Source organism: Franconibacter sp. IITDAS19 (assembly GCF_023079515.1).
Classification (GTDB): Bacteria; Pseudomonadota; Gammaproteobacteria; order Enterobacterales; family Enterobacteriaceae; genus Franconibacter; species Franconibacter pulveris.
In genome coordinates, this window is record NZ_JALJCP010000001.1 from 931,143 (window position 1) to 956,451 (window position 25,309).

30 protein-coding genes and 1 tRNA gene are annotated in these 25,309 nt (G+C 55.8%); 17 read left to right on the forward strand and 14 right to left on the reverse strand.

What is annotated here, in order from left to right:
* Positions 1 to 15: 15 nt before the first annotated feature.
* Positions 16 to 483, reverse strand: coding sequence for a multidrug/biocide efflux PACE transporter (locus tag MT962_RS04550; protein ID WP_247364744.1), 468 nt, complete (start codon positions 481 to 483; stop codon positions 16 to 18).
* A gap of 101 nt (positions 484 to 584) precedes the next feature.
* Between MT962_RS04550 and MT962_RS04555 the strand changes: the two genes are divergently transcribed.
* Positions 585 to 1,484: a LysR family transcriptional regulator gene (locus MT962_RS04555; protein ID WP_024558009.1), complete on the forward strand. Its 900-nt coding sequence runs from the start codon at positions 585 to 587 to the stop codon at positions 1,482 to 1,484.
* A 48-nt stretch (positions 1,485 to 1,532) separates the two neighbouring features.
* On the opposite strand, the gene MT962_RS04560 is transcribed toward MT962_RS04555, so the two are convergent.
* Positions 1,533 to 2,492 carry a VirK/YbjX family protein gene (locus MT962_RS04560; RefSeq protein WP_247364748.1) on the reverse strand — a complete coding sequence of 320 codons (960 nt, stop codon included), beginning with the start codon at positions 2,490 to 2,492 and terminating at the stop codon, positions 1,533 to 1,535.
* Between the two features lie 987 nt (positions 2,493 to 3,479).
* Between MT962_RS04560 and MT962_RS04565 the strand changes: the two genes are divergently transcribed.
* The 3 genes from MT962_RS04565 to MT962_RS04575 all read left to right on the forward strand — a co-directional run bounded on the left by MT962_RS04565 (position 3,480) and on the right by MT962_RS04575 (position 6,404).
* A tRNA-Ser gene (locus tag MT962_RS04565) sits at positions 3,480 to 3,553 on the forward strand.
* Positions 3,554 to 3,746: 193 nt separating this feature from the next.
* The gene (locus MT962_RS04570; protein ID WP_247364751.1) at positions 3,747 to 6,146 is read left to right on the forward strand and encodes a phosphoketolase family protein; all 2,400 of its coding nucleotides are present in this window, start codon (positions 3,747 to 3,749) and stop codon (positions 6,144 to 6,146) included.
* A gap of 102 nt (positions 6,147 to 6,248) precedes the next feature.
* The gene (locus tag MT962_RS04575) at positions 6,249 to 6,404 is read left to right on the forward strand and encodes a hypothetical protein (protein ID WP_167541496.1); all 156 of its coding nucleotides are present in this window, start codon (positions 6,249 to 6,251) and stop codon (positions 6,402 to 6,404) included.
* Between the two features lie 209 nt (positions 6,405 to 6,613).
* On the opposite strand, the gene MT962_RS04580 is transcribed toward MT962_RS04575, so the two are convergent.
* Both MT962_RS04580 and MT962_RS04585 read right to left on the reverse strand, forming a co-directional pair.
* Positions 6,614 to 6,793 (reverse strand): general stress protein, encoded by a 180-nt coding sequence (locus MT962_RS04580; RefSeq protein WP_024558012.1) that lies wholly within the window; start codon positions 6,791 to 6,793, stop codon positions 6,614 to 6,616.
* 335 nt (positions 6,794 to 7,128) lie between these two features.
* Positions 7,129 to 7,377 (reverse strand): DUF883 family protein, encoded by a 249-nt coding sequence (locus tag MT962_RS04585; RefSeq protein WP_024558013.1) that lies wholly within the window; start codon positions 7,375 to 7,377, stop codon positions 7,129 to 7,131.
* A gap of 184 nt (positions 7,378 to 7,561) precedes the next feature.
* Here MT962_RS04585 and MT962_RS04590 point away from each other — a divergent pair, with 184 nt between their 5' ends.
* Both MT962_RS04590 and MT962_RS04595 read left to right on the forward strand, forming a co-directional pair.
* Positions 7,562 to 7,759 (forward strand): hypothetical protein, encoded by a 198-nt coding sequence (locus tag MT962_RS04590; RefSeq protein ID WP_024558014.1) that lies wholly within the window; start codon positions 7,562 to 7,564, stop codon positions 7,757 to 7,759.
* Positions 7,760 to 7,954: 195 nt separating this feature from the next.
* Positions 7,955 to 8,629, forward strand: coding sequence for a hypothetical protein (locus MT962_RS04595; protein WP_247364754.1), 675 nt, complete (start codon positions 7,955 to 7,957; stop codon positions 8,627 to 8,629).
* Here MT962_RS04595 and MT962_RS04600 read toward each other — a convergent pair.
* Together MT962_RS04600 and MT962_RS04605 are read right to left on the reverse strand one after the other, a co-directional pair.
* The gene (locus MT962_RS04600) at positions 8,583 to 8,921 is read right to left on the reverse strand and encodes a cupin domain-containing protein (RefSeq protein ID WP_024558016.1); all 339 of its coding nucleotides are present in this window, start codon (positions 8,919 to 8,921) and stop codon (positions 8,583 to 8,585) included. The two genes, MT962_RS04595 and MT962_RS04600, sit on opposite strands and share 47 nt — an antisense overlap.
* Positions 8,922 to 9,066: 145 nt before the next feature.
* The gene (locus MT962_RS04605; RefSeq protein ID WP_247364757.1) at positions 9,067 to 9,558 is read right to left on the reverse strand and encodes a hypothetical protein; all 492 of its coding nucleotides are present in this window, start codon (positions 9,556 to 9,558) and stop codon (positions 9,067 to 9,069) included.
* A 973-nt stretch (positions 9,559 to 10,531) separates the two neighbouring features.
* Between MT962_RS04605 and MT962_RS04610 the strand changes: the two genes are divergently transcribed.
* Positions 10,532 to 10,939, forward strand: a complete 408-nt coding sequence (locus MT962_RS04610) for an ASCH domain-containing protein (protein ID WP_024558018.1) — start codon at positions 10,532 to 10,534, stop codon at positions 10,937 to 10,939.
* A gap of 37 nt (positions 10,940 to 10,976) precedes the next feature.
* Positions 10,977 to 11,183, forward strand: a complete 207-nt coding sequence (locus MT962_RS04615; RefSeq protein WP_024558019.1) for a hypothetical protein — start codon at positions 10,977 to 10,979, stop codon at positions 11,181 to 11,183.
* A 441-nt stretch (positions 11,184 to 11,624) separates the two neighbouring features.
* Here MT962_RS04615 and MT962_RS04620 read toward each other — a convergent pair whose 3' ends face one another.
* Positions 11,625 to 11,864 carry a DinI family protein gene (locus MT962_RS04620; RefSeq protein WP_024551786.1) on the reverse strand — a complete coding sequence of 80 codons (240 nt, stop codon included), beginning with the start codon at positions 11,862 to 11,864 and terminating at the stop codon, positions 11,625 to 11,627.
* 197 nt (positions 11,865 to 12,061) lie between these two features.
* Here MT962_RS04620 and MT962_RS04625 point away from each other — a divergent pair, with 197 nt between their 5' ends.
* Together MT962_RS04625 and MT962_RS04630 are read left to right on the forward strand one after the other, a co-directional pair.
* Positions 12,062 to 12,598 carry a hypothetical protein gene (locus MT962_RS04625; protein WP_024559590.1) on the forward strand — a complete coding sequence of 179 codons (537 nt, stop codon included), beginning with the start codon at positions 12,062 to 12,064 and terminating at the stop codon, positions 12,596 to 12,598.
* Between the two features lie 270 nt (positions 12,599 to 12,868).
* A complete protein-coding gene (locus MT962_RS04630; protein ID WP_024558021.1) occupies positions 12,869 to 13,174 on the forward strand; it encodes a hypothetical protein in 306 nt (101 codons plus the stop codon).
* On the opposite strand, the gene MT962_RS04635 is transcribed toward MT962_RS04630, so the two are convergent.
* Both MT962_RS04635 and MT962_RS04640 read right to left on the reverse strand, forming a co-directional pair.
* Positions 13,167 to 13,745, reverse strand: coding sequence for a hypothetical protein (locus MT962_RS04635; protein WP_247364760.1), 579 nt, complete (start codon positions 13,743 to 13,745; stop codon positions 13,167 to 13,169). The two genes, MT962_RS04630 and MT962_RS04635, sit on opposite strands and share 8 nt — an antisense overlap.
* Positions 13,746 to 13,821: 76 nt before the next feature.
* A complete protein-coding gene (locus tag MT962_RS04640) occupies positions 13,822 to 14,169 on the reverse strand; it encodes a DUF488 family protein (RefSeq protein WP_247364762.1) in 348 nt (115 codons plus the stop codon).
* 274 nt (positions 14,170 to 14,443) lie between these two features.
* On the opposite strand from MT962_RS04640, the gene MT962_RS04645 reads away from it, so the two are divergent.
* Positions 14,444 to 15,151: a CTP synthase gene (locus MT962_RS04645; RefSeq protein WP_247364764.1), complete on the forward strand. Its 708-nt coding sequence runs from the start codon at positions 14,444 to 14,446 to the stop codon at positions 15,149 to 15,151.
* A 33-nt stretch (positions 15,152 to 15,184) separates the two neighbouring features.
* Here the strand turns inward: MT962_RS04645 and MT962_RS04650 are convergent, their stop codons facing one another.
* Positions 15,185 to 16,369: a CynX/NimT family MFS transporter gene (locus tag MT962_RS04650; protein WP_024558025.1), complete on the reverse strand. Its 1,185-nt coding sequence runs from the start codon at positions 16,367 to 16,369 to the stop codon at positions 15,185 to 15,187.
* A 102-nt stretch (positions 16,370 to 16,471) separates the two neighbouring features.
* Here MT962_RS04650 and MT962_RS04655 point away from each other — a divergent pair, with 102 nt between their 5' ends.
* From MT962_RS04655 to MT962_RS04675, 5 genes are all read left to right on the forward strand, one after another.
* A complete protein-coding gene (locus MT962_RS04655; RefSeq protein ID WP_024558026.1) occupies positions 16,472 to 17,272 on the forward strand; it encodes a helix-turn-helix transcriptional regulator in 801 nt (266 codons plus the stop codon).
* Between the two features lie 202 nt (positions 17,273 to 17,474).
* Positions 17,475 to 18,299, forward strand: coding sequence for an ABC transporter substrate-binding protein (locus MT962_RS04660; protein ID WP_024558027.1), 825 nt, complete (start codon positions 17,475 to 17,477; stop codon positions 18,297 to 18,299).
* A gap of 1 nt (position 18,300) precedes the next feature.
* Entirely contained in the window at positions 18,301 to 19,119 is an 819-nt protein-coding gene (locus MT962_RS04665) for an amino acid ABC transporter ATP-binding protein (RefSeq protein WP_188723328.1), read from the forward strand.
* Positions 19,116 to 19,865 carry an amino acid ABC transporter permease gene (locus MT962_RS04670; RefSeq protein WP_024559596.1) on the forward strand — a complete coding sequence of 250 codons (750 nt, stop codon included), beginning with the start codon at positions 19,116 to 19,118 and terminating at the stop codon, positions 19,863 to 19,865. The genes MT962_RS04665 and MT962_RS04670 overlap by 4 nt, the downstream gene beginning before the upstream one ends.
* Positions 19,862 to 20,557, forward strand: a complete 696-nt coding sequence (locus MT962_RS04675) for an amino acid ABC transporter permease (RefSeq protein ID WP_247364767.1) — start codon at positions 19,862 to 19,864, stop codon at positions 20,555 to 20,557. The genes MT962_RS04670 and MT962_RS04675 overlap by 4 nt, the downstream gene beginning before the upstream one ends.
* Here MT962_RS04675 and MT962_RS04680 read toward each other — a convergent pair.
* Together MT962_RS04680 and MT962_RS04685 are read right to left on the reverse strand one after the other, a co-directional pair.
* On the reverse strand, positions 20,537 to 20,983 hold the full coding sequence (locus MT962_RS04680) for a DUF441 domain-containing protein (RefSeq protein WP_024559598.1): 447 nt from the start codon (positions 20,981 to 20,983) through the stop codon (positions 20,537 to 20,539). The genes MT962_RS04675 and MT962_RS04680 overlap by 21 nt on opposite strands.
* Before the next feature lie 86 nt (positions 20,984 to 21,069).
* Positions 21,070 to 21,564 (reverse strand): YbaK/prolyl-tRNA synthetase associated domain-containing protein, encoded by a 495-nt coding sequence (locus MT962_RS04685; RefSeq protein WP_024558032.1) that lies wholly within the window; start codon positions 21,562 to 21,564, stop codon positions 21,070 to 21,072.
* 436 nt (positions 21,565 to 22,000) lie between these two features.
* Here MT962_RS04685 and MT962_RS04690 point away from each other — a divergent pair, with 436 nt between their 5' ends.
* Positions 22,001 to 22,174, forward strand: coding sequence for a general stress protein (locus tag MT962_RS04690; protein ID WP_024551796.1), 174 nt, complete (start codon positions 22,001 to 22,003; stop codon positions 22,172 to 22,174).
* A gap of 46 nt (positions 22,175 to 22,220) precedes the next feature.
* Here MT962_RS04690 and MT962_RS04695 read toward each other — a convergent pair whose 3' ends face one another.
* Together MT962_RS04695 and MT962_RS04700 are read right to left on the reverse strand one after the other, a co-directional pair.
* Positions 22,221 to 23,777 (reverse strand): EAL domain-containing protein, encoded by a 1,557-nt coding sequence (locus tag MT962_RS04695; protein WP_247364768.1) that lies wholly within the window; start codon positions 23,775 to 23,777, stop codon positions 22,221 to 22,223.
* A 227-nt stretch (positions 23,778 to 24,004) separates the two neighbouring features.
* Complete coding sequence (locus MT962_RS04700; protein WP_071788488.1) at positions 24,005 to 25,306, reverse strand: YeaH/YhbH family protein; 1,302 nt, start codon at positions 25,304 to 25,306, stop codon at positions 24,005 to 24,007.
* Positions 25,307 to 25,309: the final 3 nt, after the last annotated feature.

Sequence of the window (25,309 nt, forward strand, 5' to 3'; positions counted from 1 at the left end):
GCGCTTCATTTTCGTTCATGCGGTCGCGTCTTTGCGGCTTCTGTTTCTGCGACGTTGCATCAGCCGCGCCCGCAGGATGTCGTATACCCAGTTATAAAGCATGGCGTAGGGCAGGAAGAAGAGAATGAAACCTATCTCCAGCAGGAACGCTTCTGTCAGGGAAATACCCAGGAAACCGGCGGCGATGGATACGCCAATCACGATAAACCCGCACTCAAAGCCTGCCGCATGCAGCGCGCGCACTTTTGCCGTGCGGGCGACCCGGTGCGCCGGCCAGAGTCTGTCGAATATCGCGTTATAAATAACGTTCCAGATCATGGCGGCAGTAGCCAGCAAAACGGTCAGCCCGCCCATTTCCATAACCTTGCGTCCCATCAGCCAGGCGGCGGTGGGAGCAAGAATGAGTGTGGCGATGCCTTCAAAGCAGACGGCATGGAATACGCGCTCCGCAAGGGCGCGCTTTTCAGGTTCGGAAGTTTGCATTTTCGTTCGCCTTTTCGTGTAGGATTAATCAACAAGGGTTCCGATTTTATCGATGATGATGATAACTTAAAGATAGGATCCATCGATAAAAGCGATACTTCATGCGTTACTCCCCTGAAGCTCTGACCGCCTTTGTAGAAACGGTTGCCGCCGGGTCGTTTTCTGCGGCGGCGCGAAGGCTGCGTAAAAGTCAGTCCACTATCAGTACAGCCATCGCCAATCTGGAGGCAGACCTTGGCGTGACGCTGTTTGACCGTTCTGCCAGGCAACCGGTGCTGACCGAGCAAGGCCATCAGGTATTTGGCTACGTTCAGGCGATTCTTGCCGCCAGCGAAAGGCTGGACGAGCTGGCTATCTCCTTAGCCGGCGAGACGGAACCGCGCCTGTCGTTCGTGCTTTCCGACACCCTCGATCCAAAAGTACTGGAAAACTTACTCGCCCGTTTCGACAGCGCCTTTCCCCATACCGAATTCGAGTGTCTGATTGGGGAAGATGAGGACGTTATCGATCTGCTGCAGAAAGGGCGCGCGCAAACAGGCTTAATTGAGGCAAGGGAGAGTTATCCGGTCGACATCGGCTTTAGCCGCCTGCCGCGCCAGACCCATATGGCTATCTATGTCGCTGCGCGCCATCCGCTGGCGCAGCGCAGGCAAATTACCTTTGATGAACTTCATGCCTGGCGCGAACTGCAGCTGAATACCTATCTCGAAAGGCCTGACAACCTCTGCCGCGGGCCGGTATGGTCGGCGCCAAACTATCTGATGCTGCTCAGCATGGCGGTACAAGGCTTTGGCTGGTGCACCTTGCCCTGCGCGCTGGTGGCGGAATTCGCCGCGCCTGGTAGCCTGGTCACGCTGCCGGTGCCAGGCTGGCCGCGGGCGTTATCCATTGACCTGTTATGGAACAAGCGAACGCCGCCCGGGGTGGCGGGAAGATGGTTACGTCAGTATTTACTTTATGAAAGCGCCCAGGAAGACGCGCCGCCTGAAGCAGGCCGTTGAAACTGGCCCTTTGCTTGAAGGACAAAGCTGGAGAACGCCTTGTCGTTATCAGGCGCGTGAAACAAACCGAGCGCTTAACTGCGCGCTCATACTATCCAGCAACTGAAAGCGGCGACGGTACTCCGCGCGTTTTTTGCTGGGAATGCTCTCCAGCGTTTTTCGCTCCAGTTGCAGCGGCAGACGCCAGCGAAACGCGCCTTCACGCACGCTTTCCACCGATTCCCAGAATTCGTCGTAGCTGGCATGGAAATGGCGGCCTTTGCTGAACCGGTAACGCAGCGCGCGAAACACATGCCCGTTGTTGCTGACGCCATAGATGGCGCGGATATCCGTAAGCGCCGCCAGTTGCCAGAGAAATTCCAGCAGCAGCCGTTTAGGAAACAAACCATAGCAGGCGCGCGTCGCTTGTTTAATCATTTCATGTGCAACGTTGCGGCGCGGCCCTTGTAAGCCGCCGATAACCAGTTGCCACTGCTTTTGCCGACGCGTGACGCTGAACGTCAGGCTGGCAAGCAGGGTCTGGTTTGCATCGCGTAGCCAGAGCGTGCATTCGCCTTCGCGCTCCGCCTTTCTGGCGCAGGAGGCGCTAAGAGTGAAGGCGGTTTCTTCTTTGCCCGGGAATTGCAGCAGCGGTGTCTCTGACATTGCCGTAAACGCGCTGGCGAGAGACGCCGGCAATGTGCTGAGAAACTGGTAATGGCTGACAATAGCATCAGCCCGCTGGCCCGCCGACAAACCGCGAACAAGATAAAGACGGTGTGTTTTGCCAGGCAGCGTAATTTGCGACTGGAGCAGTTGCCCAAAATCGGCCCGCTGCGCGAGGCCGGAAAGCATCCGGCGCGTAGAGGGGTAGAAGAGCAGGGAGCGAAGCAAAAATTTTAGTCGGTAATCCCATTTGCTCCATACAGGGCCGGGGATACATTTCCCGGTGACGAGCGCGGTAATGAGGTGCTCGCCCGGCTGCGGCGCGCAGGCAAAAGGCAGGTTGCTGTCAGTCAAAATAATCATCTCGTTCTGGGTTTGCGATGATTATAAGGACAGCCATTTAATAGCTTAACAGAAGCCGTAAATAATCCGCGGGGCCGTTTAGGGTTTATTTAGAAATAGCTATAATGGTCGGGCAGGCAAAGATGATTAAATCATTTTCTTTTTTTAACTCAGCGAAAACAATGGATTACTAAATTTTAGGTTTCATTGTGAATGTGGCGGGTTTTACGTGTGGTTTTGCATGAAGGCGTGCATGAAAATAACACATTCGCGATGGCGTTTTTATTTTCGTCGAAATCCCCGCGCCGATAATACCCTTTTTAGCATGCATTTATTTCAACATATCCTAAACGGCGCATTAATAGAGAAAAAAATAAAAGGCGGTACAAAAGAGTAGCCCACCAGCAAATACACCTGACAGCAGACGTTGCCTGCCCGTTACGCCATCTGCCGGTCGCCGCCTGTTTTCGCCTGCGGGCAAACCAGCCAGAAATGACGGTGCGGGATTGGCGCTGTAGAGGATCGGGTGCGATACGCCATGAAGCAGCAAAACTACTCCCTGAGGAGTAGAAATGCATTAGTAGAAAGCAATAAAATGTAAAAATGGTTAATTAAATTAATATTCGACACATTAATTTGAGTTAAGTATTGAATATCTGGCGTAACTCTCTATGTTTAATTTGTCGGTTTTCCTCTCTTGTTTAGAGTTATTCCTGATATTGCCCGCCTGCTCAGGCGGGTTTTTTTTTGCTTTTCTTTACCGTTGACCAATAAATAAGCGCAATCCTGTACGCATTATAATTTCATGTACAGTTTCAGGCGGGGGTAAAATAAAAAGTAGTGCGGCTATTTGCGCTTTGCTGTTTCTTAAGACATGCTTATCGATATGAAGTCAATCTGTTCATTAACCAGCCCCCTGTTAACGTTATAACGACAGTGGGTTAGCGGATTATTTGCGTGATGATTAAATCGATTAATGATGCTTAATTCCGAAATGGTAAATTTATTCCGCCGGTAGCTCACCAGGTAAGAGTAACTGTCAACTGAGCAGGGGGTACGAGGTTCGAGTCCTCGCCGGCGGACCCCTTTAGCGACGCTTCGCCACGCAGGCAGACGCCCTTGCGCAGCAGCGTGCAAAAGAGAACGTTTTATCCGCTCCGTTGAATCGCCGCCATTTTTTCGCCAGTCCGCCATTCTTCTAGTAGGGTTAAAGCAGTATTTAAATGCGCAGGGGCGAGCGCCCCTCGTCTGCATAACCACTACCGGAGGGAAAGCATGACGCAACCATCTTCACCGTCAGCCGCTAATGAAGAACTGCAGTTGCTCGACCGTTACTGGCGTGCCGCCAATTATCTGTCCGTTGGGCAAATCTACCTGATGGATAACCCCCTGCTGCGCGAGCCGCTGCGTCCCGAGCACATCAAGCCCCGCCTGCTCGGCCACTGGGGCACTACGCCGGGGCTTAACTTTATCTATGCGCACCTCAACCGGGTCATTCGCCACCGCTCTCTTGATATGATTTACATCTGCGGACCCGGTCACGGTGGGCCGGGAATGGTGGCGAACACCTGGCTTGAAGGCAGTTATAGCGAGATCTACCCGCACATCAGCGAAGATGCCGCGGGCATGCAAAAGCTTTTTAAGCAGTTCTCCTTTCCCGGCGGCATCCCAAGCCACGCAGCGCCGGAAACCCCGGGCTCCATTAATGAAGGCGGCGAATTAGGCTATTCGCTTTCGCACGCCTTTGGCGCGGTATTTGACTATCCGGATCTGATTGCCGCCTGTGTTATCGGCGACGGCGAAGCCGAGACCGGGCCGCTGGCTTCAGGCTGGCATGGCATTAAGTTCCTCAATGCCGCGCGCGACGGCGCGGTGCTGCCCATTTTGCACCTTAATGGTTACAAAATAGCCAATCCCACCCTGCTCGGACGCGCCAGCGACGACGACCTGCAACAACTCTTCAGCGGCTATGGCTACGAGCCGTTTTTCGTCAGCGGCAACGAGCCGGAAAAAATGCATCGGCAGATGGCGCAGACGCTGGACCAGGCGCTGGACAACATCCGCCGCTATCAGCAACAGGCGCGCAGCGGCGGCGAGGCGCAGGCTATCCCGCGCTGGCCGATGATCATTCTGCGCAGCCCTAAAGGCTGGACGGGACCGCAAACGGTCGATGGCAAAAAAGTGGAGGGTTTCTGGCGCGCGCATCAGGTGCCTGTCGCCTCCTGCCGGGAGAACGACGAACATCGCCAGATCCTGGAAACGTGGATGCGCAGCTATCACCCCGAAGATCTTTTTGACGAGCAGGGTAGGCTTAAGCCTGAGCTGCGGGCGCTGGCGCCAGAGGGCGATAAACGCATGGGCGCAACGCCCTATGCCAATGGCGGCAGGCTGCGGCGCGAGCTGCAAACCCCGGCTATCAGCGATTATGCCGTGGAGGTGACGACCCGGGGCGAGCCGCAGGTGCAGTCTACCGAAGTGCTGGGCAGTTACCTGCGCGATATCTTCACGCGCAACCAGGATAACTTCCGCCTCTTCGGCCCGGATGAAACTGCCTCCAACCGCCTCAGCAACGTGTTTGAAGTGACCAACCGCACCTGGCAGGAGCCGGTTGAGCCTTACGACGAGCAGCTGGCGCCGGATGGCCGCGTCATGGAAATTTTGAGCGAGCACCAGTGTCAGGGCTGGCTCGAAGGCTATCTGTTAACGGGCCGTCACGGCCTGTTTAACTGCTACGAAGCCTTTATCCATATTGTCGATTCGATGTTCAACCAGCACGCCAAATGGCTGAAGGTGACCCGCAAGCTGCCGTGGCGTGAGCCCGTCTCTTCCCTTAACTATCTGCTCTCCTCCCATGTCTGGCGACAGGACCATAACGGCTATAGCCATCAGGATCCGGGCTTTATGGATCATGTCGCGAATAAGAAAGCGGATATTGTGCGCATTTATCTGCCGCCCGACGCTAACACGCTGCTGTGGGTGGCGGACCACTGCCTGAAAACCTGGGACCGCATTAACGTCATCGTGGCCGGCAAGCAGCCTGAGCCGCAGTGGCTGACCATGGAAGAGGCGGTGAAGCACTGTGAAGTGGGGCTTGGCGTCTGGCCCTGGGCGGGCAATGAGCAGCAAGGCAAAGAGCCGGACGTGGTGATGGCCTGCGCAGGTGATGTGCCGACCATGGAGACGCTGGCCGCCGTCGATTTGCTGCGTCATTATCTGCCGGACCTGAGCGTACGGGTGGTTAACGTGGTGGATTTGATGGCGCTACAGACCCAGGAGCAGCATCCGCACGGCCTGAGCCAGGAAGCGTTTGATGCCATCTTTACCAAAGATAAACCGGTTATTTTCGCTTTTCACGGCTACCCGAGCCTTATCCACCGCCTGACTTACCTGCGCAATAACCATCGCAACTTCCACGTTCGCGGCTTTATGGAGGAAGGCACGACCACCACGCCTTTCGATATGACCGTGATGAACGAGCTCGACCGCTTCCATCTGGCCCAGGCAGCAATTCTGCGCGTTGACAAATTACAGGGGCAGGCGGATGAGATCCTGGATGAGTTGCAGGAAAAGATAGCCGCTCACCATCGTTATGTTCGGGAATATGGCGAAGACTTGCCGGAGGTGCGCGGCTGGAAGTGGCCTTCGCAGCAGGGCAGCGGCAACGCGCCAGAATAACTGCGCAAGCCAGGCGATGCCTGGCTTTTTTACCAGGCCCCGTTAGCGGGCAAAACGAGCTTCTCAGCTACACTTATTTCTCCAACATGCCAGGAGGTTTATATGGTCGACAAAGATTCCAATACGCATCGTAAAGAGGAAGGCGAGGCGAGCAAAGGCTTGCCCGAGGCGGCGCCGAAGGGAGGCAACGCTTATGAGGAAGACGACACGCTAAGCCATGACGACCACCGCAAGCCGCAGCGTACAGAGGACGAATAATCGGCAATAGCGACCGGCGCGGCGCGGCGACAATAGCTGCGCTTGCGTACGGTACGATGGCGAGCATCAAATTAAGTTATGGATGAGGCGGCGAGAAGAGGGGGATCGAACAAGCAGGCGCCCATAACGTTAAAGCCTCTCCCTGGAGGTTTTATCCAGGAAGAGGCTTTATACACTTTCTTTCCCTGAAAGGTAGCTATTTAGCGCACTTAGTCAGACTTACGTCCGCCGCCATGGCTATTCTGTCCACCTTTCTTACCTGCTTCAGAGGCTTTTTCGCGGTCATTAGCGAAGTTACCGCCGCTGTGCTGACCACCTTTTTTACCTGCTTCAGAAGCTTTCTGACGATCTTCTGCGAAGTTACCAGAACCACCACGATGTTCGGCCATATAAACCTCCAGATTTTCTTTTCTTCCAGGAAAGTAAAAGTAGCGTTAAATGCTACTGCATCGTTGCTACACGATTAAATATAGAAGCTGATTGCGCTTAGGGAAGTAAGAATAATCTGCATCGGCCATTATCTTGTTTTTCTTTTAAATACAAATAGATAACCGTGATGGTACAGGCTGTAGAATATATCTTTTTCGCGCTTAAAAACGACGTAAGAGGGCATGAGTTCATGAAAGACGTCAGATAACAAAAACTTATGAATTGACGGGGGAGAAAGAAAAGAGAAGACAGCGGGACGGGAAAAGAAGCAGGGCCGCATGGCGGCCCTGAGAAATTATTTACGCGCCAACAGGTAACCCAATACGACACCTGCGGCGGCTGCAATGGCCAGGCCGCTTAACGGGTTAGACGTCACCTGATCGCGTACGGTGTCAGCCGCATCGCGCACGGCGTAACTTGCCTGGTTTGCATACCGGCGCGCGGCGCCTTTTGCTTCATCATGATGGCTGTTGGTTGCGCGCCCGTAAGCTTCCTGGGCCAGACCTGAAACTTCTTTCAATTTATCGTCGGCTTTACCAAACATCTTTCCCTCCTGAAACGTTACTCGGTAAGTTTTAAGTGTAGCAGAGGGACAGACGCAGCCAGGGAAACCAGGATTTATGAACCTTTTTAGATGGCTGGAACAGGAGTCGATCCGGCTCACGTCCCGGTGCTTGTACGCAGTTCTATACTGCCGATAAAAAGAACCTGCGCTAACGGAGGTAAGTATGGAAGAGGGATTTTACTGGGTGCTTTACGCCGGGACCAAGCTGATTGCCTGGTACGCTGATGAAGAAACGCTGGATTATTTGACCGGGGAGCGCATCAGGGGCGTCTGGCATTTTACGGGCGCTTCCGATTTTATTGCCACCCGTCAGGAAGCCACCGTGTTGAGCGGCCCGCTGATGCCGCCAGCAGACAGATAAGCCAGCCGGTTGCTCCCGCATTGTCGCTACCGCTTAATGCTGAGTCTAAAAATGGCCGCGATACGATAATATTATTTGGCAAAAAGCGGCATTAAGCAGCATTTTATTAAAGTTATGCTCTATATTACGCACTTATCGCGAACCTCTGAGCAGCAACATCAGTACAATTAAGCATTTACTTAATTGCGAATAGTTATGGCATTTGTTTTAAAAAATATTCTCGCGTTTTTCGCCTCTGCTTTTCTTGTCGTTATCACCCTCAGCGCGTTGTATATCGATATCGCCTGGTTACAGGATGGGATTAAAGAAATGTCCGCCACTGAAATTGTGCAGGAACTCATGCTGGCGGCTACGGTGATGCTGTTTCTCAGTTATGGATCCCGCCCAGGTGAAATCAGACAAGGCGCCGTGCTGATCGCCGGTTTTTTTGGCTGTATGCTGATTCGCGAAATGGATTTTCTCTTTGACCAAATCCGGCACGGCTCATGGGTTTGGTTCGCGCTTCTCACCGCGCTTCTGAGCATCGGTTACTGCGCCAGGAAGCCTGTTGATACGGTGCGCCAGCTGGCTCGCTTTATGCGCCATCCCGCCTACGGCATGATGTTTTCCGGCTTGCTCTGCATTCTGGTTTTTTCCCGTCTTTTCGGCATGCATTTTCTCTGGCAGCAGCTGATGCAGGAAGGGTATGACCGGTTGGTCAAAAATATGGTGGAAGAAGGCGTGGAATTTTTCGGCTATGCGCTTTGTCTCTCTTCCACCTGTTGGTATTTTTTTGCAGGCGCGTGGGCGAGAGGAAAATTTGCCGACGCGCCATCAGGCACCGTTATGCAATATCAATACGATCGCCACGCGTCGTCGGGTGGGAAATAACCACAAACTCCACTGCATGTTGGCTGAGATTTTGCGCCTGATGCTTTGCCTGCGGCGGAATTTCAATGCCCTGATGCGCGCTAAGGGTATGAAGTTCCCCCTCCAGCTCCATGGTTAACTCACCGCTCAGCACCAGAAAAAATTGCCGCGACTGGCAATGATAATGACGAACCTCTTTTGTCACGGGCGGCATACGCTCGTGAATAATGCTCATATCCGATCGTTTGAGCAGATGCCAGCCGTCGCATTGTTCTCCCCAGTGATAATGCTCCGCCGTTGCTTTAGAAATCATCTTTCGCTCGCCATCTTAAAAAATGTGACGTTACGCTTTTCGCGCAGGGACGTCCAGCAAGCGGGCATTACAAGAAATGGCGGGTTGCAAAAAACGAAACCGCCCAAAGGCGGTTTTCATTCGATGTATCGCAATAACCCGTTTTTTACGCATGCTCGGATTTATCGGGGCCGCAAAGCATAATGGGTTCGCCCTCTGCAAGGCGTTGCTGAAAATAACGCTTCATCGTTTTGCTAATCCCGGCGCCGCACCACATAAAATGATGCTCATAGCGACGGGTCGCGACAGCAGGCATGGCCGCCGGCTGAGGCGATATTTCGACACGGAAGCCGAGCCCCGTCAGTCGGATGGCTTCCAGCCAGATTTCGGTTTCATCGTTGACGCTTACGGCCTCCAGAAAAAGCGGGGCCGCTTTTTGTCTGCCAATTGCCTGTATGTCGCGCAGCGCCTGCTGCATAACAGCACGATGAAACAAGGCTTTTCTTAACGCGCTGCCGGGAGAATGCTCTTCATGCAGCAGAACGTTGAGTGGTTTCAACAAATAATTTACGCAATCCTCGCTGCTGTAATCACGCATCATTCGCCGTAAATATTTATCCAGCGCGACATCATCAGCAAAGCTGAGCAGCATCAGCAACTCTTCCTGCCGATAACTCCAGCCGCTGTGGTGATAACGGCGAGGGGCATAAATCAGATTATAAATTTCGCGTAAGGTATCGCCGCGAGAAGTCAGGACAAGGATATGGTTAATTCTGATGTACTGGCTCCAGCTATATCCGCGCTTAAGATCTTCAGCGCGCGTGATTAAACCTGCACGCTTCCAGTTTTTAAGCGTAGTCGGCAATACGCCTGTCATGGCGCATACCGTTTCGGTATTAAGATATTTCATAGAGACCTTAGTCAGGAGGAATACAGGAAGTATTCCAGAACTCTTAGTCTGGCTGAATTTGAACCAATTTAACAGGCAAAAAGCCGGTTAATTTGCGTTAGGTTGTTATTTGCCGTGTCGCACATGCAATTTTGCGAGCGTAATCTCTTAATTACCCACCTTAAATATTCTGCAACCGGTTTCGGATAAATTTGTCAGGAAAAGTCAGTGTTTTTTACGGCTATGCGCTAAGGCGGATTGAGTTTTATTAGACCTTTTATTCAGACGAAAGTGCGATTTACCGTTGTGCCTTAAATTACTCCAGGTGATTATTTGTCCCTGTTATTAATAAGGGTAGAACCAGCGCGGCCCCATTCCTTTTTAACGGTAACGCTTTAGAGCAATCTTTCAGGCGGCAGATTAAAAAAAAGCCCGCACAGATAACGAGGCGGGCCAGAAATACTGGAAGCAATGTGAGCAATGTCGTATCGAATACCTGAGTGAAACACTCAACTACTCGATACGCAAAATATAATCATTCTCATTTTCGTTGTAAACCTTTTTATGCCCCTGAATGTGTTGTGCCTTAACAGGACCCGGTTAAAACCCACGGCCGCGCGAGTGACGGCGAGCGCCTGCATCCGATAGCTCACGCCCTTATATTTCGTAGGTGAATAGTCAACCAGCCTGCGGTTTAATGAGCGTTTTACGTTTTGTTCAGGCAAAGGGAATGACAAATAAGATGACAGAGGACGCGCTGCGCCAGAAATACCCTCACGCTTTCTGGTGGTCGTTTGGCGACTCCGCCACGATGGCCGATGAGCTGGCAGCACTGGTAATCTCCGGTAAGAAAAAGGCGACCTGCTGCTCACTGGCTGCCTTTGAGCAGGAGCAACTTCGTCCGTGGGTGGGAAGCTATCACATTGTGCTCAATGGCGCGCGACAGCCAGCATGCGTAATTCGTACGGTCGCTATGCAGCTTATCCGCTTTTGCGATGTTACGGCTGAGCTGGCGCAACAGGAAGGCGAGGGCGATTTAAGCCTGCGTTACTGGCAGGATGCGCACCGGGCGTTCTTTGAGCGTGAAGGGACGTTTGCGCCTGCCATGGAGTTGGTTTTTGAAAGGTTTGCGCTTATCGAGACGCTGTAAGTTAACGCCCAGGGCTTTCAGACTGCGGGAGAAAACGATGCTGGAAAACTATTACGGCGAACGAGCCACTGATGAGCAAAGAAAACGGCTGCTGGCTGTCGCGGCGGCGCTGGAGATCGCTAAATCTTCGGTGGGCGCGGGAAACGGCATCTCCGGCGCGCGAACCGAATATGATTTGCAGTCGGTCGCCACAGAGATAGCGACGCTTGCAGATGCCATTCAGGCGGCGCTTGAAAAGGCGTAACGCCTGGCCAACAACAGCGAAAAAAAACCCGGCCAGGCCGGGAGAATACACGGGGTCTTTTTTGTTTGTCTCTGGAGTATAGCGCCCGGGTGAGGATTGTCTGCCCACCATAAATGGCAGGCTGCCGTTACCACCAGCCGAGTCCTACGCCCGCCCAGGCGATAGCCGCCACCACAATCAAAATCAGCGTTGTCTTTCTCATTCTTATGCTTCCTTGTTCTGTTTACCCAAAGGAGGCGCTTTTATGCCATTAAAGAACAAACCCCTGCAACCCGTAAGGGCAGGAATAGCCTTGCCGCGCACGTTTTTCGCCGCGCGAGAAACAAATCAGCAGGGGAAACAGCAATTGCAGGAAGCGAATCAACAGAGGCAAACAGCAAAGGCGGGAGCAAAGCGAGGCCCGCCATGGATTATCAGCGAAGAGAAGCCGAAGCGCGCAGATTACTCGCTCACCAGCCACATATCCGCTTCCTCGAACATCTCTTCCAGCATGCGGTTGAGCTTTTCGCGGTCATTTTTGCTGGCGTCGGAGTTCAGGCCGTTAGTCTGCATCGGCTTTACGCGCACGTCTGCGTCAGGAAATATGCGGTGAACGCGGCGGGTCAGCTCGTTCAGGATAATCTCCTGGGCGCCGGGCAGACCGGCAACGTTACGTTTGTCATAGACAAGTTCAACAAACATTAAGGGAACCTCTGGTACTGGGTTTATATACAGCGGGAATGCACTATAAACGCGCGCATCGCAAAGGTAAAGATGGGAATGCAACCTCTTTTTTAAAGCGCGCGCCGTCGCCTGTTTTTTCATTTCTTACTCTGCGCTTCGTCCTGGCGGCTATAAATAGAGAGAACGCTAATGACTTGTCGTAAGGAGCGGTACCGATGAATATTGCTTGTCTGGGATGGGGATCGCTTATCTGGAAGCCGGGCCCGCTGCCGGTGGCGGGAGCGTGGCGGCAGGACGGGCCGCTGTTGCCGGTGGAGTTCTCGCGCATGAGCGACGGCGGCGAACTGGCTACCGCTATCTGCCTGAATGCGCCGCGGGTACAGGTTTTTTGGGCGCAGCTTGCGTTGAATTCTCAGGAGGAGGCGATTCTCGCGCTGCGAGAAAGGGAGGCCATTCCGCCAGAGCGAAAAGATGGCACCGGTCTGCTGCTCATTCATCACGAAGGCGCAGGTGAGCTTGCCAGCTGGGCGCGCGAGCGCAATATCGATGCGCTTATCTGGACGGCGCTGCCGCCGCGGGTGGGGCACAACGAAGGGCAAATCCCGACGGCGGAACAGGCTGTCGCGTATCTTGATAGCCTGCAGGGCGAAGTGCGGGAGCACGCCCGCGCCTATGTCGAGCAGGTTCCGGCACAGCTTGAAACGCCATACCGGCGCGTCATCCGTGAGCGGCTGGGCTGGGATAAAGCCTGAAAGCTCAACGTTGCTTTTCGCGGCGTGCCAAAAAAATGCCCCGCAGGGTGCGCGGGGCAACGTTAACTCAGTAAATTTGAGAATGGCGTCCTGTGGTTCAACGACAGAACCCGTTGAGCGTAAAACAGCCACCCTCTGCAAAAATGGAGAAATAGTGAATTTTGTCGCCGGGCGAGAAAAAAATGCGGCCTGCGGCGCACGCATTATTTACAAGAGCCTTTAGGAATGTTCTGATCGTCGCGTTCTTTTTCTGTTCTTGTGAGTGAAGCAATGTTCCAGTTAAAACCGGGCTCGCTTGCCATGATTATTGGCGCGCGCACCGCCGCCGGGCGGGTGAATATCGGTAAATCCGTTGAGCTTTTTGCGCTGTGCCAGCCTGGCGAGCGCTTTATCAATCCCGTAAACGGCGTAACAACCCAGATGCCGCAACAGGGCGGGCGGGCGCTGTGGCTGGTGACCGGCGACGTGGTGGCGTTTGACCGGCAGCACGGCTTTGCCTTTGTGCGCGCCGAACATTTGATGCCGCTGGAGGGCGATTTTTCCCCGGCGAAAGAAGAGACGCTTTCCCTCAGCTAAGGCCGAGCAGCGTATCCAGCGCCGGCATTCGCGCGTTCTGCCACCAGAGGTAGGCGCGATACCATTCGCTCTGGCTGTCGGAAACCAGCTGCTCCACGCTCCAGCTGCGGTTCAGCACCGCATGCAGACTGACGCAGGAGCGCATCATGCCATACAGCAGCCAGCCGGCGCCCAGCCCTACGCTCAGCAGCGCGAGCGACGGCGTCAGCATGCGCGACTGCACCAGCAACATCGCCATAAGGCCCACCTGAAGCGCGAGCCGTACGCTCAACGCGCTGGCGAAAAACTGCCTTGCACGGTCGGGGCTGAAAAAACAGGGATTAGTCAGGCTGCGGCGAAACCGCGCCTGGCGGGAGCCGTCCTGCGCGCTCTGGCTGCCCAGATATTCAAGCGGGATCAGCACCAGTCCCGATTCGGTGAGCTGGTGCAGGCGTATCGAGACCGCCAGCGGAAAAATCAAGCCCATCGCCAGCAGGAAAAACAGCCCCGCTGAGACGCCATTTTGCAATAAATTCAGGCAGACAAGTCCGCCCAGCACCACCAGTCCGGTTTGCCACCAACGCGCCGCCATCTCTTTCTCCTCCATCGAACCTTTCTCAGTATGGCAGCGCCAACACGTCGTGAGGCTAATTCTTTTGTCGCAGCGACTAAGCCAGTTCGCGTAAAAAATCTGCCAGCACCTGGGCGTGATTTTGCGTTGCGTCCCGCGCGCTATAAAGCAATGTCAGCCTCTGCTTGCGGGCGAGGGCGGCAAGCCGCCGGGCCGCCTCTGGCGAAGCCTCAAGTTCGCGGCGATACGCTTCGCGGAAAGCGGCGAAATCAATGGCTTCGGCGTGAAACGCCTTGCGCAGTTCGGCTGAAGGGGCGATCGTTTTGCACCATTCATCGCACTTCAGCGCCGCTTTCTTTACGCCACGCGGCCAGAGCCGGTCTACCAGCACGCGGTAGCCGTCCTGCGGGTCCGGCGCTTCATACACTCGCTTTGTTACGATCATTTACCTTTTCTCCGCTCGCCTCCTGCCTGCGCGAAAGCGTGTCGAGAACAACGGGTTTATCGAGACTGTCATAGCGGACACAAAACCCCATCAGGCAGGCGCTTACCAGAATGTGACTTTTCATCACGCCATGTTACTCCCCGCCATCGTCAGGGCACAAACGGCAATCTGCCTGATAAGCCTGCTATTTTTTGGTGTTGTTAGCTTGCGCGCAGATCTGTATGCTGAGGTTCCTTATGTTGTGCATCACCGATCTCTGCATAAGGAACTCCTCATGGAAAGCTCTCCCCTGAAATCCACTCTGCGTATCGCTCTGGTTGGCGACTATAACCCCGACGTGCTGGCGCATCAGGCTATCCCGCTGGCGATAGACGACGCCGCCGCGGTGCTGGAGGTGAACGCCGACTACGACTGGCTCGCCACGCCGGATGTCGCAAGCACGGAAGACCTGGTTGGCTATGACGCCATCTGGGTAGTGCCAGCAAGCCCTTATAAGAACGAAGAGGGGGCTTTTCACGCTATCCGCTACGCCCGCGAAAACAGCGTGCCGCTCCTTGGCACCTGCGGCGGTTTTCAGCACGCCATTATCGAGTACGCTCGTAACGTCATGGGCTGGGACGACGCCGCGCATGGGGAAACGCACAGCGAAGGGCGGCTGGTGATCGCGCCGCTGACCTGCGCGCTGGTGGAAAAAAGCGACGCCATTGAGCTTCGCCCCAATACGCTCATCGCGAAAGCTTACGGCAGACTGGAAATTGAAGAGGGCTACCACTGTAACTACGGCATTGCGCCGCTGTTTGCCGGGGCGCTCGAACAACAGCCGCTGAAGGTCACCGGCTGGGACAGCGAAGGGGAGATTCGCGCAGTTGAACTGGTGACGCACCCGTTCTTCGTCGCCACGCTGTTTCAGCACGAACGCGCGGCGCTGGCCGGGCGTCCCGCGCCGCTGGTGCAGGCCTTTTTACGCGCCGCCCAGCGTTAAGATGGTAAAGCCAGGGGCGCGCCCCTGGCCCGGTTAGCCGACGTGAATCTCTCTGTCGCGTCCGGCTAACGCGCCAAAGATCGCCATGATTATCGACAGCAGCGCGCAGAGGATAAGCGGCAGGCTCCAGCTTGCCAGTAAATCATGCAGTTTCCCCATGACTGGCGGGCCGCCCGCCGCCAGCAGATAGCCCACCGATTGCGCCATACCCGAAAGCGCCGCCGCCTGATGCGCTGAACTGGCGCGCAGGCCGATGAATGTCAGGCCCAGGATCATGGTCGCGCCGGAGCCAAACCCGAACAGCACAACCCACAGGCTGGCATGACCCGGCATTAACCACAGCCCAAGCGCGCTTACCGCGCAAAGCAGCGATACGCCAACGGCGAGGCCTCGCGGGTCTCGCAAACGCGAGAGGATAATCGGCACCGCGATACCGGGCGCCGCCGTCGCCAGCTGTAACACGCCGTGCAGCGAACCGGCCTGCGCCTCGCTGTAGCCCTGGCTTATCAGCATGCTGGGCAGCCACCCTATCACCACGTAATAAATAAGCGAGTTAAGGCCGAGAAAGAGCGTTACCTGCCAGGCGAGCGGCGAGCGCCAGAGCGCGCGCTGTTCACGCGGCGCCGGGCCGCGCACCGTCGAGGCGCTTTTTTGCCGCAGCTGCGGCAGCCACAGCAGCATCGCCAGCAACGGAAAGACCATCAGCGCCAGTAACGCGCCGCGCCAGCCAAAACCGAGCGCGGCCACCGGTACCACCAGCGCCGAACCCAGCGCCGCCGCCGCGCCCATCGTCAGGGAATAGGCGCCGGTGAGCCGCGCCACCTGGCCTGGAAAATCGCGCTTGATCATGCCCGGCAGCAGGACGTTGCCAATCGCAATGCCGCAGCCGATGACGGCGGTGCCAAGGAATAACCCGGCCGCGCCGCCCGTTGAGCGCAGCGCGATGCCGGCGCAAATCAGCAGCATCGCGCCAAATAAACTGCGCTCCATGCCAAAGCGGCGCGCCAGGCCTGCCGCCAGCGGCGAAACCACGGCGAAGGCGAGCAGCGGCAGCGTGGTCAGCACGCCCGTGCTGGCGGTAGAGAGCGTAAACGTGTCGCGAATGGCGTCCAGCAGCGGCGCCGCGCCGGTAAACGTCACGCGAAGCGTGGTGGCGAGAGTCAAAATGCCCGCCAGTAAAAGCAGGGCGCGGGGACGGGCAAGCGTCGTGGAAGTCATCAGGCTTTCTCAGCAAAAAAACGAGATGCAGAGCATAGCGCTTCTTCGCCTGAATGGAATCAAGCTAAAATGCCAGATAATCGCTAAATTCGGACAAGCGCAATGGAACAGGGATTAGAACTTGAGGGGTACAACCCGGACCTTCACCACGACCTGGCGGTGGCGTTTCGCATACGCGTAGGAGAAAGCGAGCAAGAGATCCCCTTTCACCAGCACCGTAAAGGGCAGCTTATCCTGGCGCTGCACGGCGGCATCGCCTGCGAAGTGGAGCAGGGCGTCTGGATGGTGCCACCGCAGTACGCGGTCTGGCTGCCGGGCGGCCTTGCCCACAGCAACCGGGCTACGGCGCAGGCCCGGCTCTGCTTTTTGTTTATCGAACCGGGCGCGGTTAAGCTGCCTGAAACCTGCTGCACTCTGAAAGTCTCCCCGCTGGTGCGCGAGCTTATCCTGACGCTTGCAGAGCGTCGTAAAACACAGAGCGATACCGGGGAGACCGCACGGCTGGTGCAGGTGCTGTTCGATGAGCTTCCCCGCCAGCCGGTTGAGCAACTCCAGTTGCCGGTTTCCCGACACCCTAAAATTCGCGTCATGGTCGAAGCGCTGGCGGCGCGGCCGGACGACCGGCGTACGCTTGCCGCATGGGCGGCGCAGTTCGCCATGAGCGAGCGTAATCTGGCCCGTCTGGTGGTGAAAGAGACCGGGTTAAACTTTCGCCGCTGGCGCCAGCAGCTACAGCTCATCGTCGCGCTGCGGTTGCTGATTAATGGTCAACAGGTCACTCAGGTGGCGCAGGCGTTGGGCTATGACTCCACCACTGCGTTTATCACTATGTTTAAAAAAGCGCTGGGCCAGACGCCGGGGCGTTATCTGCGCGACACGCAGGCGCTGTCCTCTTTTTCATAAAAAACGACTGCCAGCCGGGGAAGTTTTCTCCGTCTGGCAGTGGGTTATGCTGCTTTGCGCCCTGCCATAAGCGTTTCCTTTTGAGCCGTTGCGCTTAATAACATTTGCGCATATCTATTGCCGATTAAGGAATTTCCAGGATACCGCGCGCTGTGGGAACGTAGAGAGGACGTAATAACTACAGGGATATCAAGGAAAACCTATGGCAGCCGTACTTAACACACAGAAAAAGATCGTGGCGCTGGCCCTGCTGGCGCTGGCGGGCTTCACCGGCGCAGCGCAGGCCGACCAGCTCGCCGAAATTAAAAAAGCGGGCGTGGTAAAAGTGGCGACCTTTGACGCCAACCCGCCGTTTGGCTCGATTGACCCCAAAACCCATAACATTGTTGGTTACGATGTCGATTTCGCAAACGCGCTGGCGAAAAGCCTCGGCGTGAAGCTGGAGCTGGTGGCAACCAACCCGGCGAACCGTATCCCGCTGCTGCAGTCCGGCAAGGCGGATCTCATCGTTGCGGATATCACCATTACGCCGGAACGGGCGCAGGTGGTCGATTTCTCTACGCCCTATTTTGTGACCGGTCAGCAGTTCCTGGTGCCGGCGCGGTCGCCCGATAAGCTTGATGCCTACAGCAAAGCCCGTATCGGCGCCGTGAAGGGAACCACGGGCGAGCAGGCGCTGCATCAGCGCTTCCCGCAGTCGCGCGTCCTCTCTTATGACGACATCCCGCTGGCGCTGACGGCGCTGCGCAACGGCAATGTGCAGGCCATCACCCAGGACAGCACCATTCTGGCGGGGCTGCTGGCGCAAGCGCCGGACAAGGCGCAGTTTAAAATCCTGCCGGATTTGCTCAGCAAAGAGGATATCGGCGTAGGGGTGAAAAAAGGCGAGCCGGCGCTGCTGAAAGCGGTGAATGACGAGCTGGTGAAGCTTGAACAGAGCGGCGAAGCGGCGAAGATTTACGATACCTGGTTCGGCCCTGCGACCAAAACGCCGCAACCGCGTAATTTCAAAATAGAAGCGAAGTAATATGGCGTTTTTTTCTCAGTCCGCGGCCCGAGCCGCGGATTTTTCGCATTTGCAGCAGGCAAGCGTTGAGTTTCGCGACGCGACTAAACGATACGGCGACAACCGGGTGCTGAACGGCATCAACCTCAGAGTTAACCCGGGCGAAGTGGTGGCGATACTTGGCCCTTCCGGCTCCGGTAAATCGACCCTCATCCGGCTGATTAATCAGCTTGAGCCGCTAAGCGAAGGGGAGATTTATATCGACGGCAAACCCACGCGCGGGCTGAGCGGACGGGCGCTGCGCGCGCTGCGAAGCCGCGTCGGCTTTGTTTTTCAGCAGTTCAACCTTTACGCGCATTTGACGGCGCTGGAGAACGTCACGCTGGCGTTAACCCATGTCCATGGCTGGAAGCCGCAGGCAGCGACAGCGAGAGCGCTTGGCCTGCTGGCGCAGGTAGGCTTGCAGGATAAAGCCGGCGAGTTGCCCGCACAGCTCTCCGGCGGACAGCAGCAGCGTGTGGCCATCGCGCGGGCGCTCGCCAGCGAGCCGCAAATTATTCTCTTCGACGAGCCGACCTCAGCGCTCGACCCGGAGATGATAGGCGAGGTGCTCTTTGTGATGAAAACGCTGGCCCACAGCGGCATCACCATGATTGTGGTAACGCACGAGATGCAGTTTGCGCGGGAAATCGCCGACCGGGTGGTGTTTATCGATGGCGGGGAGATCCTGGAGCAGGCGCCGCCGCAGCAGTTTTTCACCGCTCCCGCGCATCCTCGCGCGCAGCGCTTCCTGCAAAAAGTGCTCGACCCGCTGCACCTGGAGCGTAAGGACCTCGCATGAATCTGCACCTTGACTGGCATGGCGTGCTGAGCGGGCAACCGTTGCAGTGGCTTATTTCCGGTTTTCTTACCACCCTCTGGGTAACGCTTGCGGGCATGCTGCTCGCCACCCTGCTTACCGTGCTGTTGCTGGCGCTGCGGCTGGCTGGCGGGGCGGCAGGACGCGGGCTGGTGGCGGCATGGGTCTCGCTGTTTCGTAATACGCCGCTGCTGGTGCAACTGCTGTTCTGGTATTTCGCCGCCTGGAATTTTCTTCCGCAGGCGTTTCGCGGGGTGGTTAACGATGAGCATGCGTGGAGCATTTTGCCCGGCGATGTCTGGTGGTTTACGCCGGAGTTTCTCTGCACGGCATGGGCGCTGGGGCTCTTTAGCGCGGCTTTTCTGGTAGAGGAGATCCGCGCGGGGCTTCAGGCTGTCGCAAAAGGGCAGGTTGAAGCGGCGCGCTCGCAGGGGTTTAGCGAACTGGCGATTTTTCGCTGGATTTTGCTGGCGCAGGGGCTGCGCAACGCCTGGCAGCCGGTGGTGGGGCAATACCTCAACCTGATGAAGCTCTCTTCGCTGGCAACCGGCATCGGCTTTGCCGAGCTCACTTACCAGGTGCGGCAGATTGAAAGCTACAACGCCCACGCGCTGGAGGCGTTCGCCATCGGCACGGCGCTCTACCTGCTGCTCGGGCTGGCGATGGGCTGGCTTTTTGCCTGGTTTGGCCCGTCAGGCGGCGAACGTAAGCAAGGGAGGGCGGCATGATGGAAAACATCACGGTAATCGCCGATAACCTGGACTACCTGCTGTGGGGCCGGATGGCGCAAGGGGAGCCGGGCGGTGTGCTGCTGACGCTGCTGATGACCCTCGGCGCGGCGTTATTGGCCTTTCCCGGCGGCATCGCGCTTGCCTGTCTGGCCTGGCGCTACGGCGGCGCGGTGCGGCGAGGTTTGTTCGTGTGGGCAGAGTTAATCCGCGGCATTCCGCTCATCTTCGTTATCTTCTGGCTCTGGTTTCTGCTGCCGATACTAACGGGGGGAGAGATGCCGGGGGCGGTGACGGTAACGCTGGCGCTGGCCTGGTTTACTTCCGCTTCGGTGATGCATACCACGCTCGCCGGGCTGGAAGCCTTGCCGAAAGGCCAGCGCGAAGCGGCGCTGGCGGGCGGGTTCAGCAGCGGGCAGATGCTGCGGTTTGTTTTGCTGCCGCAGGGGCTGCGCAATGTATTGCCGTCGTATATCGGGCTGCTTATCGCGCTGCTGAAAGACACGTCGCTCGCCTTTATCGTCAACGTGCCGGAGCTCACCACCGTCGCCGGGCAGGTTAATAACCGCGTGCAGGTCTACCCTGCGGCGCTGTTTATCTTTACCGGCGTGGTCTATTACCTGCTGTGCAGCGCGCTCGGCCTGCTGGTTTCACGACGCTTTTCGCGCCGTTCACTGGCGACCAATCAGTAAAGAGACTAACCCCGCAGCGATCAGTGGCCCGACCGGCACCCCCCGGAACAGGGCCACGCCTAATACGGTGCCCACCAGCAGACCCGCGACAATGGTGGGCTGGCCGCTCATCAGCGTGATGCCGCGCCCGCCAAGCCAGGAGACAAAAATCCCCACCGCGATAGCCACCAGCGACTTCCAGTTCAGGAAAGCGTGAAACAGCGTGGAGGCGGGTAACGTGCCGCTGGCGATGGGGGCCAGCACGGCGACGGTAAGAATGATAATGCCCAGGGTGAGCCCCTGTTTTTCGATCCACGGAAACGCCTGCTGCAGCGGCGTCATGCGGATGACTATCAACACCAGAACGGAAATCGCAACCGTGGTGTTATGGCTGATAAAGCCGAGCGCCGCCAGCGCCAGCAAAATCAGCAGCGTGCTGTCAAACATACCAGCTCCTTGCTGAGCCTTTTTAAGAGAAACACAGAAAAGCCGCAGCGGGGGTTTTTATCGATTCGCGCTGCAGCGTTAAGCGATTAGCTGCGGCGAAATGCCACCAGCTCCGGGCGGGCGATACGCAGGTAGTCGGCGGTATCCATGACAATGGATTTTTCCAGCAGACCGGCGTTAAAAGCGATTTCATCAAACCGCTCGAAAATAAGCGGGTCGGCGACCAGCTTCAGGTTCGGGTGGAAGCTGAAGGGTGGAATGGCGCCAAAGACGCAGCCCGTTAGCGCATCCACCTCTGCCGGGCTTGCGAGGGAGGCTTTCAGCCCGCCGACATGTTGCGCCAATAAGGTCAGGTCCGCCTGCTGGTCTGCTGCCAGAATCGCCAGCACGTGCTGCTTTACGCCGTTGCCCTTGATCTTGCATACCAGCGCCTTAGCGCCCTGGCCCAGGGCGGTGCCGCGAAGCAGTGAAACCGCTTCGCATTTGCCCATTGGCTCATGTTCCATTACCCGATAACGCGCTTCGTTATCTTTTAGCAACTCCACCAGTTGTTCATGCACCGCCACGCCTCTGTCTGTCATTATTTTTCCGTCCGTTGCTGACTGATTATTGTGCTGTTTACGATACGCAGCGCGCCTGAGGTTTGCAATATTCCCGTAACGGGCAAAAGAAAATACCTTCCAAAATAAAAGAGATGGCGAAATGAGCGTAAGAAAATGACCTGACACGTTTGGCTTACCTGAGCGAACTGTATTATCGTGGAATGGCTGGCGAAAATAACGCTTTTGCTATGGGCAAACATTATTTTTGCAGGCCGGGCATGCCATTCAAAACGGTAACGGAATAAATCAGGAGGGTTTCTCTCTTATTTATAGCAAGCGGCGCAGGACGGCAATAAAAAGGAGCGGCGGCGAGCGCTTTTATTTCACGCTTCAGCCTGACGGTTAATAAAGCTTTATTGACTTCATCGATGCGTCATCTGTCCAGGTAACAAAATCGGGTTTCCGGAGGTAGGATATGGCAGAACATCGTGGCGGTTCGGGCAACTTTGCCGAAGACCGCGAAAAAGCTTCTGAAGCGGGCCGCAAGGGCGGCCAGCGCAGCGGCGGCAACTTTAAAAACGACCCTGAGCGCGCTTCCGAAGCGGGCAAAAAAGGGGGGCAGCATAGCCACGATAAGGACCGTAAGTAAATCCTCAAGCGTGGGAAAACAACAGCAGCCTTTCAGGCTGCTGTTTTTATTTATCAGATATAAGAAATTGTTGCAGCGAGATTTTATCGAGCGGCCGGGAATACCACCAACCCTGGCCGTAGCTTTGAGGGAAATGTGAACGTAAATAATTAACCTGTTCCGCTTCTTCGAGCCCCTCGAAGACAACTTTCTGCGGCATCGATTTAAGCAGCAAGATCAAATTAACCAGCAACGTTTTATTCAGCGAGTGGGTGGTAATAGAGTCGCTAAGGCTTTTATCTATTTTTATCTCATCCACGTCCAGTTGTGAGAGCCAGGAAATAGTCGAGTACCCTGTGCCAAAGTCATCCAGCGCGATAAGAAAACCCGCGCGTTTAAAGCGGGCGATAGCGCAGGACATATTCTCCAGATCTCCGCCCTGGCGTTCGGTTATTTCCAGAATTACCCGGCCAGGCGTTACGCCCTGCAGGCGGGCTTGTTCGCTAAGAAAATGCAGATAGTCATCGGCCAACAGGTCCATCAGGCTTATGTTGATACTTAACGTAAAAGGGTGGCGCTGCATTAGCTCGCGCATCTCGCTGAATGCCCTGGCGGTGACGTACTCGGTTATCTGGCGCATCAACCCGGTTTCTTCCGCCAGCGGGATAAACACCTCGGGCGATATCGCGCCCATATCGTCATCTTCCCAGCGCAGCAGCGCTTCCACGCCGCTCATCGTGCCGCTTTGTATTTCAAAAACCGGCTGGTACACCAGGCTTAGCCGACCTTGCGCCAGCGCGCGCTGTAACCTCGCGGAGAGTGACGTTTTCTTACTGCGCCAGAAATGCCAGCACAGTGAAATAAGGGTGCCGGTAAAGACCGACATAAACAGAATAAAGCCAATAATAATCGGCGACTCGTTAAAAAAACCGGCGGCATGGGAGCCTGCGATGGCGCAGAGATCATAATGCGGGCTGCAGCTTTTTTTGACGATGTAATTCCAGCGGCTTTGCCCGTTAAGCGCCTGGCTTAATTCATCTGCGCCCCTGCCGACGGAAAAATAGCGTTCAGTGCCCGTTTTATTCATGGTCAGCGCGCTGAATAACGCGGTGTCGGGGTCGCTTTCAAAGCGCGAAAAAGCGAAGGGGGAGAGAAAAACGATAAGCCCGTGACGGCGCAGCGCCGTGGCTTCAACGCCGTTCGCCACGGGCAAATGCAAAAACGTGGCGCCGGCAAGCTGTTTTGTCGGTTCCCCTTTCTGCATAAGCGGTAACGGCGGAGAGACCCGTCCCCATAAAACAGAACAAATGAGGCCCTGCTGATTCACCCGTCCCACATCTTTAATTAACTGGTAATTCCACAGCAAAGAACGCAGACGACTGAGATCGGCCTCGCTGCACGGCGGCGTATTGTCGTTGCGGGCGTTCTGCTGCGCGATGCCCTGCGCCTGGCGCAACAGGTAAACGCTACGCTCAAGCACGGTCGTGCTGAACGCTTCCACTTTCGCTTCGCTAAGGCGCCATGCGATCGTCTGGGCGACGACCAGAATCAACGCCAGACTGGATAAAATGGCTAAAAGCGTAACCAGCATATGACTGAAGGTGAGATTAATCCGGCGAAGCATGAAGCATATCATCCTGAAGCGCAGCGTGATGGAGCCTGAAAAATTAGCACTATAACGAATGAAATGACCGGTGCAATTATTTATGCAGGTTATTGAACTAACATTAATTATCAGGGTGAACTTAACGCCAATTATTGCCATTTATTTAGCGATGCTTAAATAAGCCAGAGAGCAACGCTTAAATGGCTGATAAATAAAAGCCAGCGGGTTGGCGCTGGCTTTGGATGCTAATTATAGGCTTCGCTCGATTGTTTATGGAACAGTTCGCGGAATACCGGGTAAATATCTTCCTGGTCGCGAATATGCTGCATAGCGAAATTCTCGAACGTCGCCTGCAAATGTTCGTACTCGCGCCACAGGGTCTGATGCGCCCGGCGGGTAATCTCTATGTAGCTGTAATAACGCACCACCGGCAGGATTTTCTTCGCCAGAATTTCGTGACACAGCGGCGAATCGTCAGCCCAGTTATCGCCATCCGAAGCTTGCGCGGCGTAAATATTCCACTGCGCCGGATCGTAACGCTCCTTAACGACCTCATCCATTAACTTCAGGGCGCTGGAAACGATGGTGCCCCCCGTCTCCTGCGAGTAGAAGAACTCATGCTCATCCACCTCTTTCGCCTGGGTATGATGACGGATATAGACCACTTCGACGTTTTTATAGGTCCGGCTCAGGAAGAGATAGAGCAGGATATAAAAGCGCTTGGCCATGTCTTTGGTGGCCTGGTCCATCGAGCCGGAAACGTCCATCAGGCAGAACATGACCGCCTGGCTGGAAGGCTCCGGTCGTTTCTCATAGTTTTTGTAGCGTAAATCGAAGGTGTCGATAAACGGCACCCGCTCGATTTTCGCCCGTAGCTCGGCAATCTCTTTGCGCAGACGCTCCTCTTCCAGCAGCTGCGCGGGTTCGCTCTTCGCCACTTCATCCAGACTTTCTTCAAGCTCGCGCAGTTCGCGGCGCTTGCCTGCGGTCATCGCTGTGCGGCGCGCCAGCGAGTTTTGCAGCGAACGGACCACGCTGATGTTGGCCGGCACGCCGTTAGAGGTATACCCCGCGCGGTGGGTTTTGTACTCGTTAAGCTGTCGGTGTTGGTTTTTCTTCAGGTTAGGCAGGGCAAGGTCTTCGAACAGCAGATCGAGGTATTCATCTTTCGAAATCTGAAAGACAAACTCATCCTGGCCTTCGCCATCGGGGCTCGCCTGGCCCTGGCCGCTGCCTGAACCGCCGCCGCCGCCCTGCGGGCGTTCCACGCGGTCATTCTGCACAAAGTGGTCATTACCGGGATGAACGCGGTGGCGCAGGCCGCCGCGCCCCTGATGGAACATCGGTTCGCTGATATCTTCCGTAGGAATGGAGACGGACTCGCCGCTCTCCACGTCGGTTACCGAACGCTTGTTGATGGCCTCGGAAATCGACTGCTTGATTTGCGCTTTATAACGGCGCAAGAAGCGCTGGCGATTCACCATGCTCTTGTTTTTACCGTTAAGCCGCCGGTCAATAAAATAGGCCATATCTCCCCCAGACTGCATATA

What these genes read in the sequence shown, in the direction of transcription:
- MT962_RS04640 (WP_247364762.1), bottom strand. Translation starts at nt 14,169, where the DNA reads ATGATCGTAACAAAGCGAGTGTATGAAGCGCCGGACCCGCAGGACGGC.
- MT962_RS04680 (WP_024559598.1), bottom strand. Translation starts at nt 20,983, where the DNA reads ATGTTTGACAGCACGCTGCTGATTTTGCTGGCGCTGGCGGCGCTCGGC.
- MT962_RS04580 (WP_024558012.1), bottom strand. Translation starts at nt 6,793, where the DNA reads ATGGCCGAACATCGTGGTGGTTCTGGTAACTTCGCAGAAGATCGTCAG.
- MT962_RS04625 (WP_024559590.1), top strand. Translation starts at nt 12,062, where the DNA reads ATGAATATTGCTTGTCTGGGATGGGGATCGCTTATCTGGAAGCCGGGC.
- MT962_RS04655 (WP_024558026.1), top strand. Translation starts at nt 16,472, where the DNA reads ATGGAACAGGGATTAGAACTTGAGGGGTACAACCCGGACCTTCACCAC.
- MT962_RS04665 (WP_188723328.1), top strand. Translation starts at nt 18,301, where the DNA reads ATGGCGTTTTTTTCTCAGTCCGCGGCCCGAGCCGCGGATTTTTCGCAT.
- MT962_RS04575 (WP_167541496.1), top strand. Translation starts at nt 6,249, where the DNA reads ATGGTCGACAAAGATTCCAATACGCATCGTAAAGAGGAAGGCGAGGCG.
- MT962_RS04610 (WP_024558018.1), top strand. Translation starts at nt 10,532, where the DNA reads ATGACAGAGGACGCGCTGCGCCAGAAATACCCTCACGCTTTCTGGTGG.
- MT962_RS04690 (WP_024551796.1), top strand. Translation starts at nt 22,001, where the DNA reads ATGGCAGAACATCGTGGCGGTTCGGGCAACTTTGCCGAAGACCGCGAA.
- MT962_RS04685 (WP_024558032.1), bottom strand. Translation starts at nt 21,564, where the DNA reads ATGACAGACAGAGGCGTGGCGGTGCATGAACAACTGGTGGAGTTGCTA.
- MT962_RS04555 (WP_024558009.1), top strand. Translation starts at nt 585, where the DNA reads ATGCGTTACTCCCCTGAAGCTCTGACCGCCTTTGTAGAAACGGTTGCC.
- MT962_RS04650 (WP_024558025.1), bottom strand. Translation starts at nt 16,369, where the DNA reads ATGACTTCCACGACGCTTGCCCGTCCCCGCGCCCTGCTTTTACTGGCG.
- MT962_RS04560 (WP_247364748.1), bottom strand. Translation starts at nt 2,492, where the DNA reads ATGATTATTTTGACTGACAGCAACCTGCCTTTTGCCTGCGCGCCGCAG.
- MT962_RS04620 (WP_024551786.1), bottom strand. Translation starts at nt 11,864, where the DNA reads ATGTTTGTTGAACTTGTCTATGACAAACGTAACGTTGCCGGTCTGCCC.
- MT962_RS04615 (WP_024558019.1), top strand. Translation starts at nt 10,977, where the DNA reads ATGCTGGAAAACTATTACGGCGAACGAGCCACTGATGAGCAAAGAAAA.
- MT962_RS04645 (WP_247364764.1), top strand. Translation starts at nt 14,444, where the DNA reads ATGGAAAGCTCTCCCCTGAAATCCACTCTGCGTATCGCTCTGGTTGGC.
- MT962_RS04570 (WP_247364751.1), top strand. Translation starts at nt 3,747, where the DNA reads ATGACGCAACCATCTTCACCGTCAGCCGCTAATGAAGAACTGCAGTTG.
- MT962_RS04670 (WP_024559596.1), top strand. Translation starts at nt 19,116, where the DNA reads ATGAATCTGCACCTTGACTGGCATGGCGTGCTGAGCGGGCAACCGTTG.
- MT962_RS04700 (WP_071788488.1), bottom strand. Translation starts at nt 25,306, where the DNA reads ATGCAGTCTGGGGGAGATATGGCCTATTTTATTGACCGGCGGCTTAAC.
- MT962_RS04630 (WP_024558021.1), top strand. Translation starts at nt 12,869, where the DNA reads ATGTTCCAGTTAAAACCGGGCTCGCTTGCCATGATTATTGGCGCGCGC.
- MT962_RS04675 (WP_247364767.1), top strand. Translation starts at nt 19,862, where the DNA reads ATGATGGAAAACATCACGGTAATCGCCGATAACCTGGACTACCTGCTG.
- MT962_RS04600 (WP_024558016.1), bottom strand. Translation starts at nt 8,921, where the DNA reads ATGATTTCTAAAGCAACGGCGGAGCATTATCACTGGGGAGAACAATGC.
- MT962_RS04635 (WP_247364760.1), bottom strand. Translation starts at nt 13,745, where the DNA reads ATGGCGGCGCGTTGGTGGCAAACCGGACTGGTGGTGCTGGGCGGACTT.
- MT962_RS04595 (WP_247364754.1), top strand. Translation starts at nt 7,955, where the DNA reads ATGGCATTTGTTTTAAAAAATATTCTCGCGTTTTTCGCCTCTGCTTTT.
- MT962_RS04550 (WP_247364744.1), bottom strand. Translation starts at nt 483, where the DNA reads ATGCAAACTTCCGAACCTGAAAAGCGCGCCCTTGCGGAGCGCGTATTC.
- MT962_RS04695 (WP_247364768.1), bottom strand. Translation starts at nt 23,777, where the DNA reads ATGCTTCGCCGGATTAATCTCACCTTCAGTCATATGCTGGTTACGCTT.
- MT962_RS04660 (WP_024558027.1), top strand. Translation starts at nt 17,475, where the DNA reads ATGGCAGCCGTACTTAACACACAGAAAAAGATCGTGGCGCTGGCCCTG.
- MT962_RS04590 (WP_024558014.1), top strand. Translation starts at nt 7,562, where the DNA reads ATGGAAGAGGGATTTTACTGGGTGCTTTACGCCGGGACCAAGCTGATT.
- MT962_RS04585 (WP_024558013.1), bottom strand. Translation starts at nt 7,377, where the DNA reads ATGTTTGGTAAAGCCGACGATAAATTGAAAGAAGTTTCAGGTCTGGCC.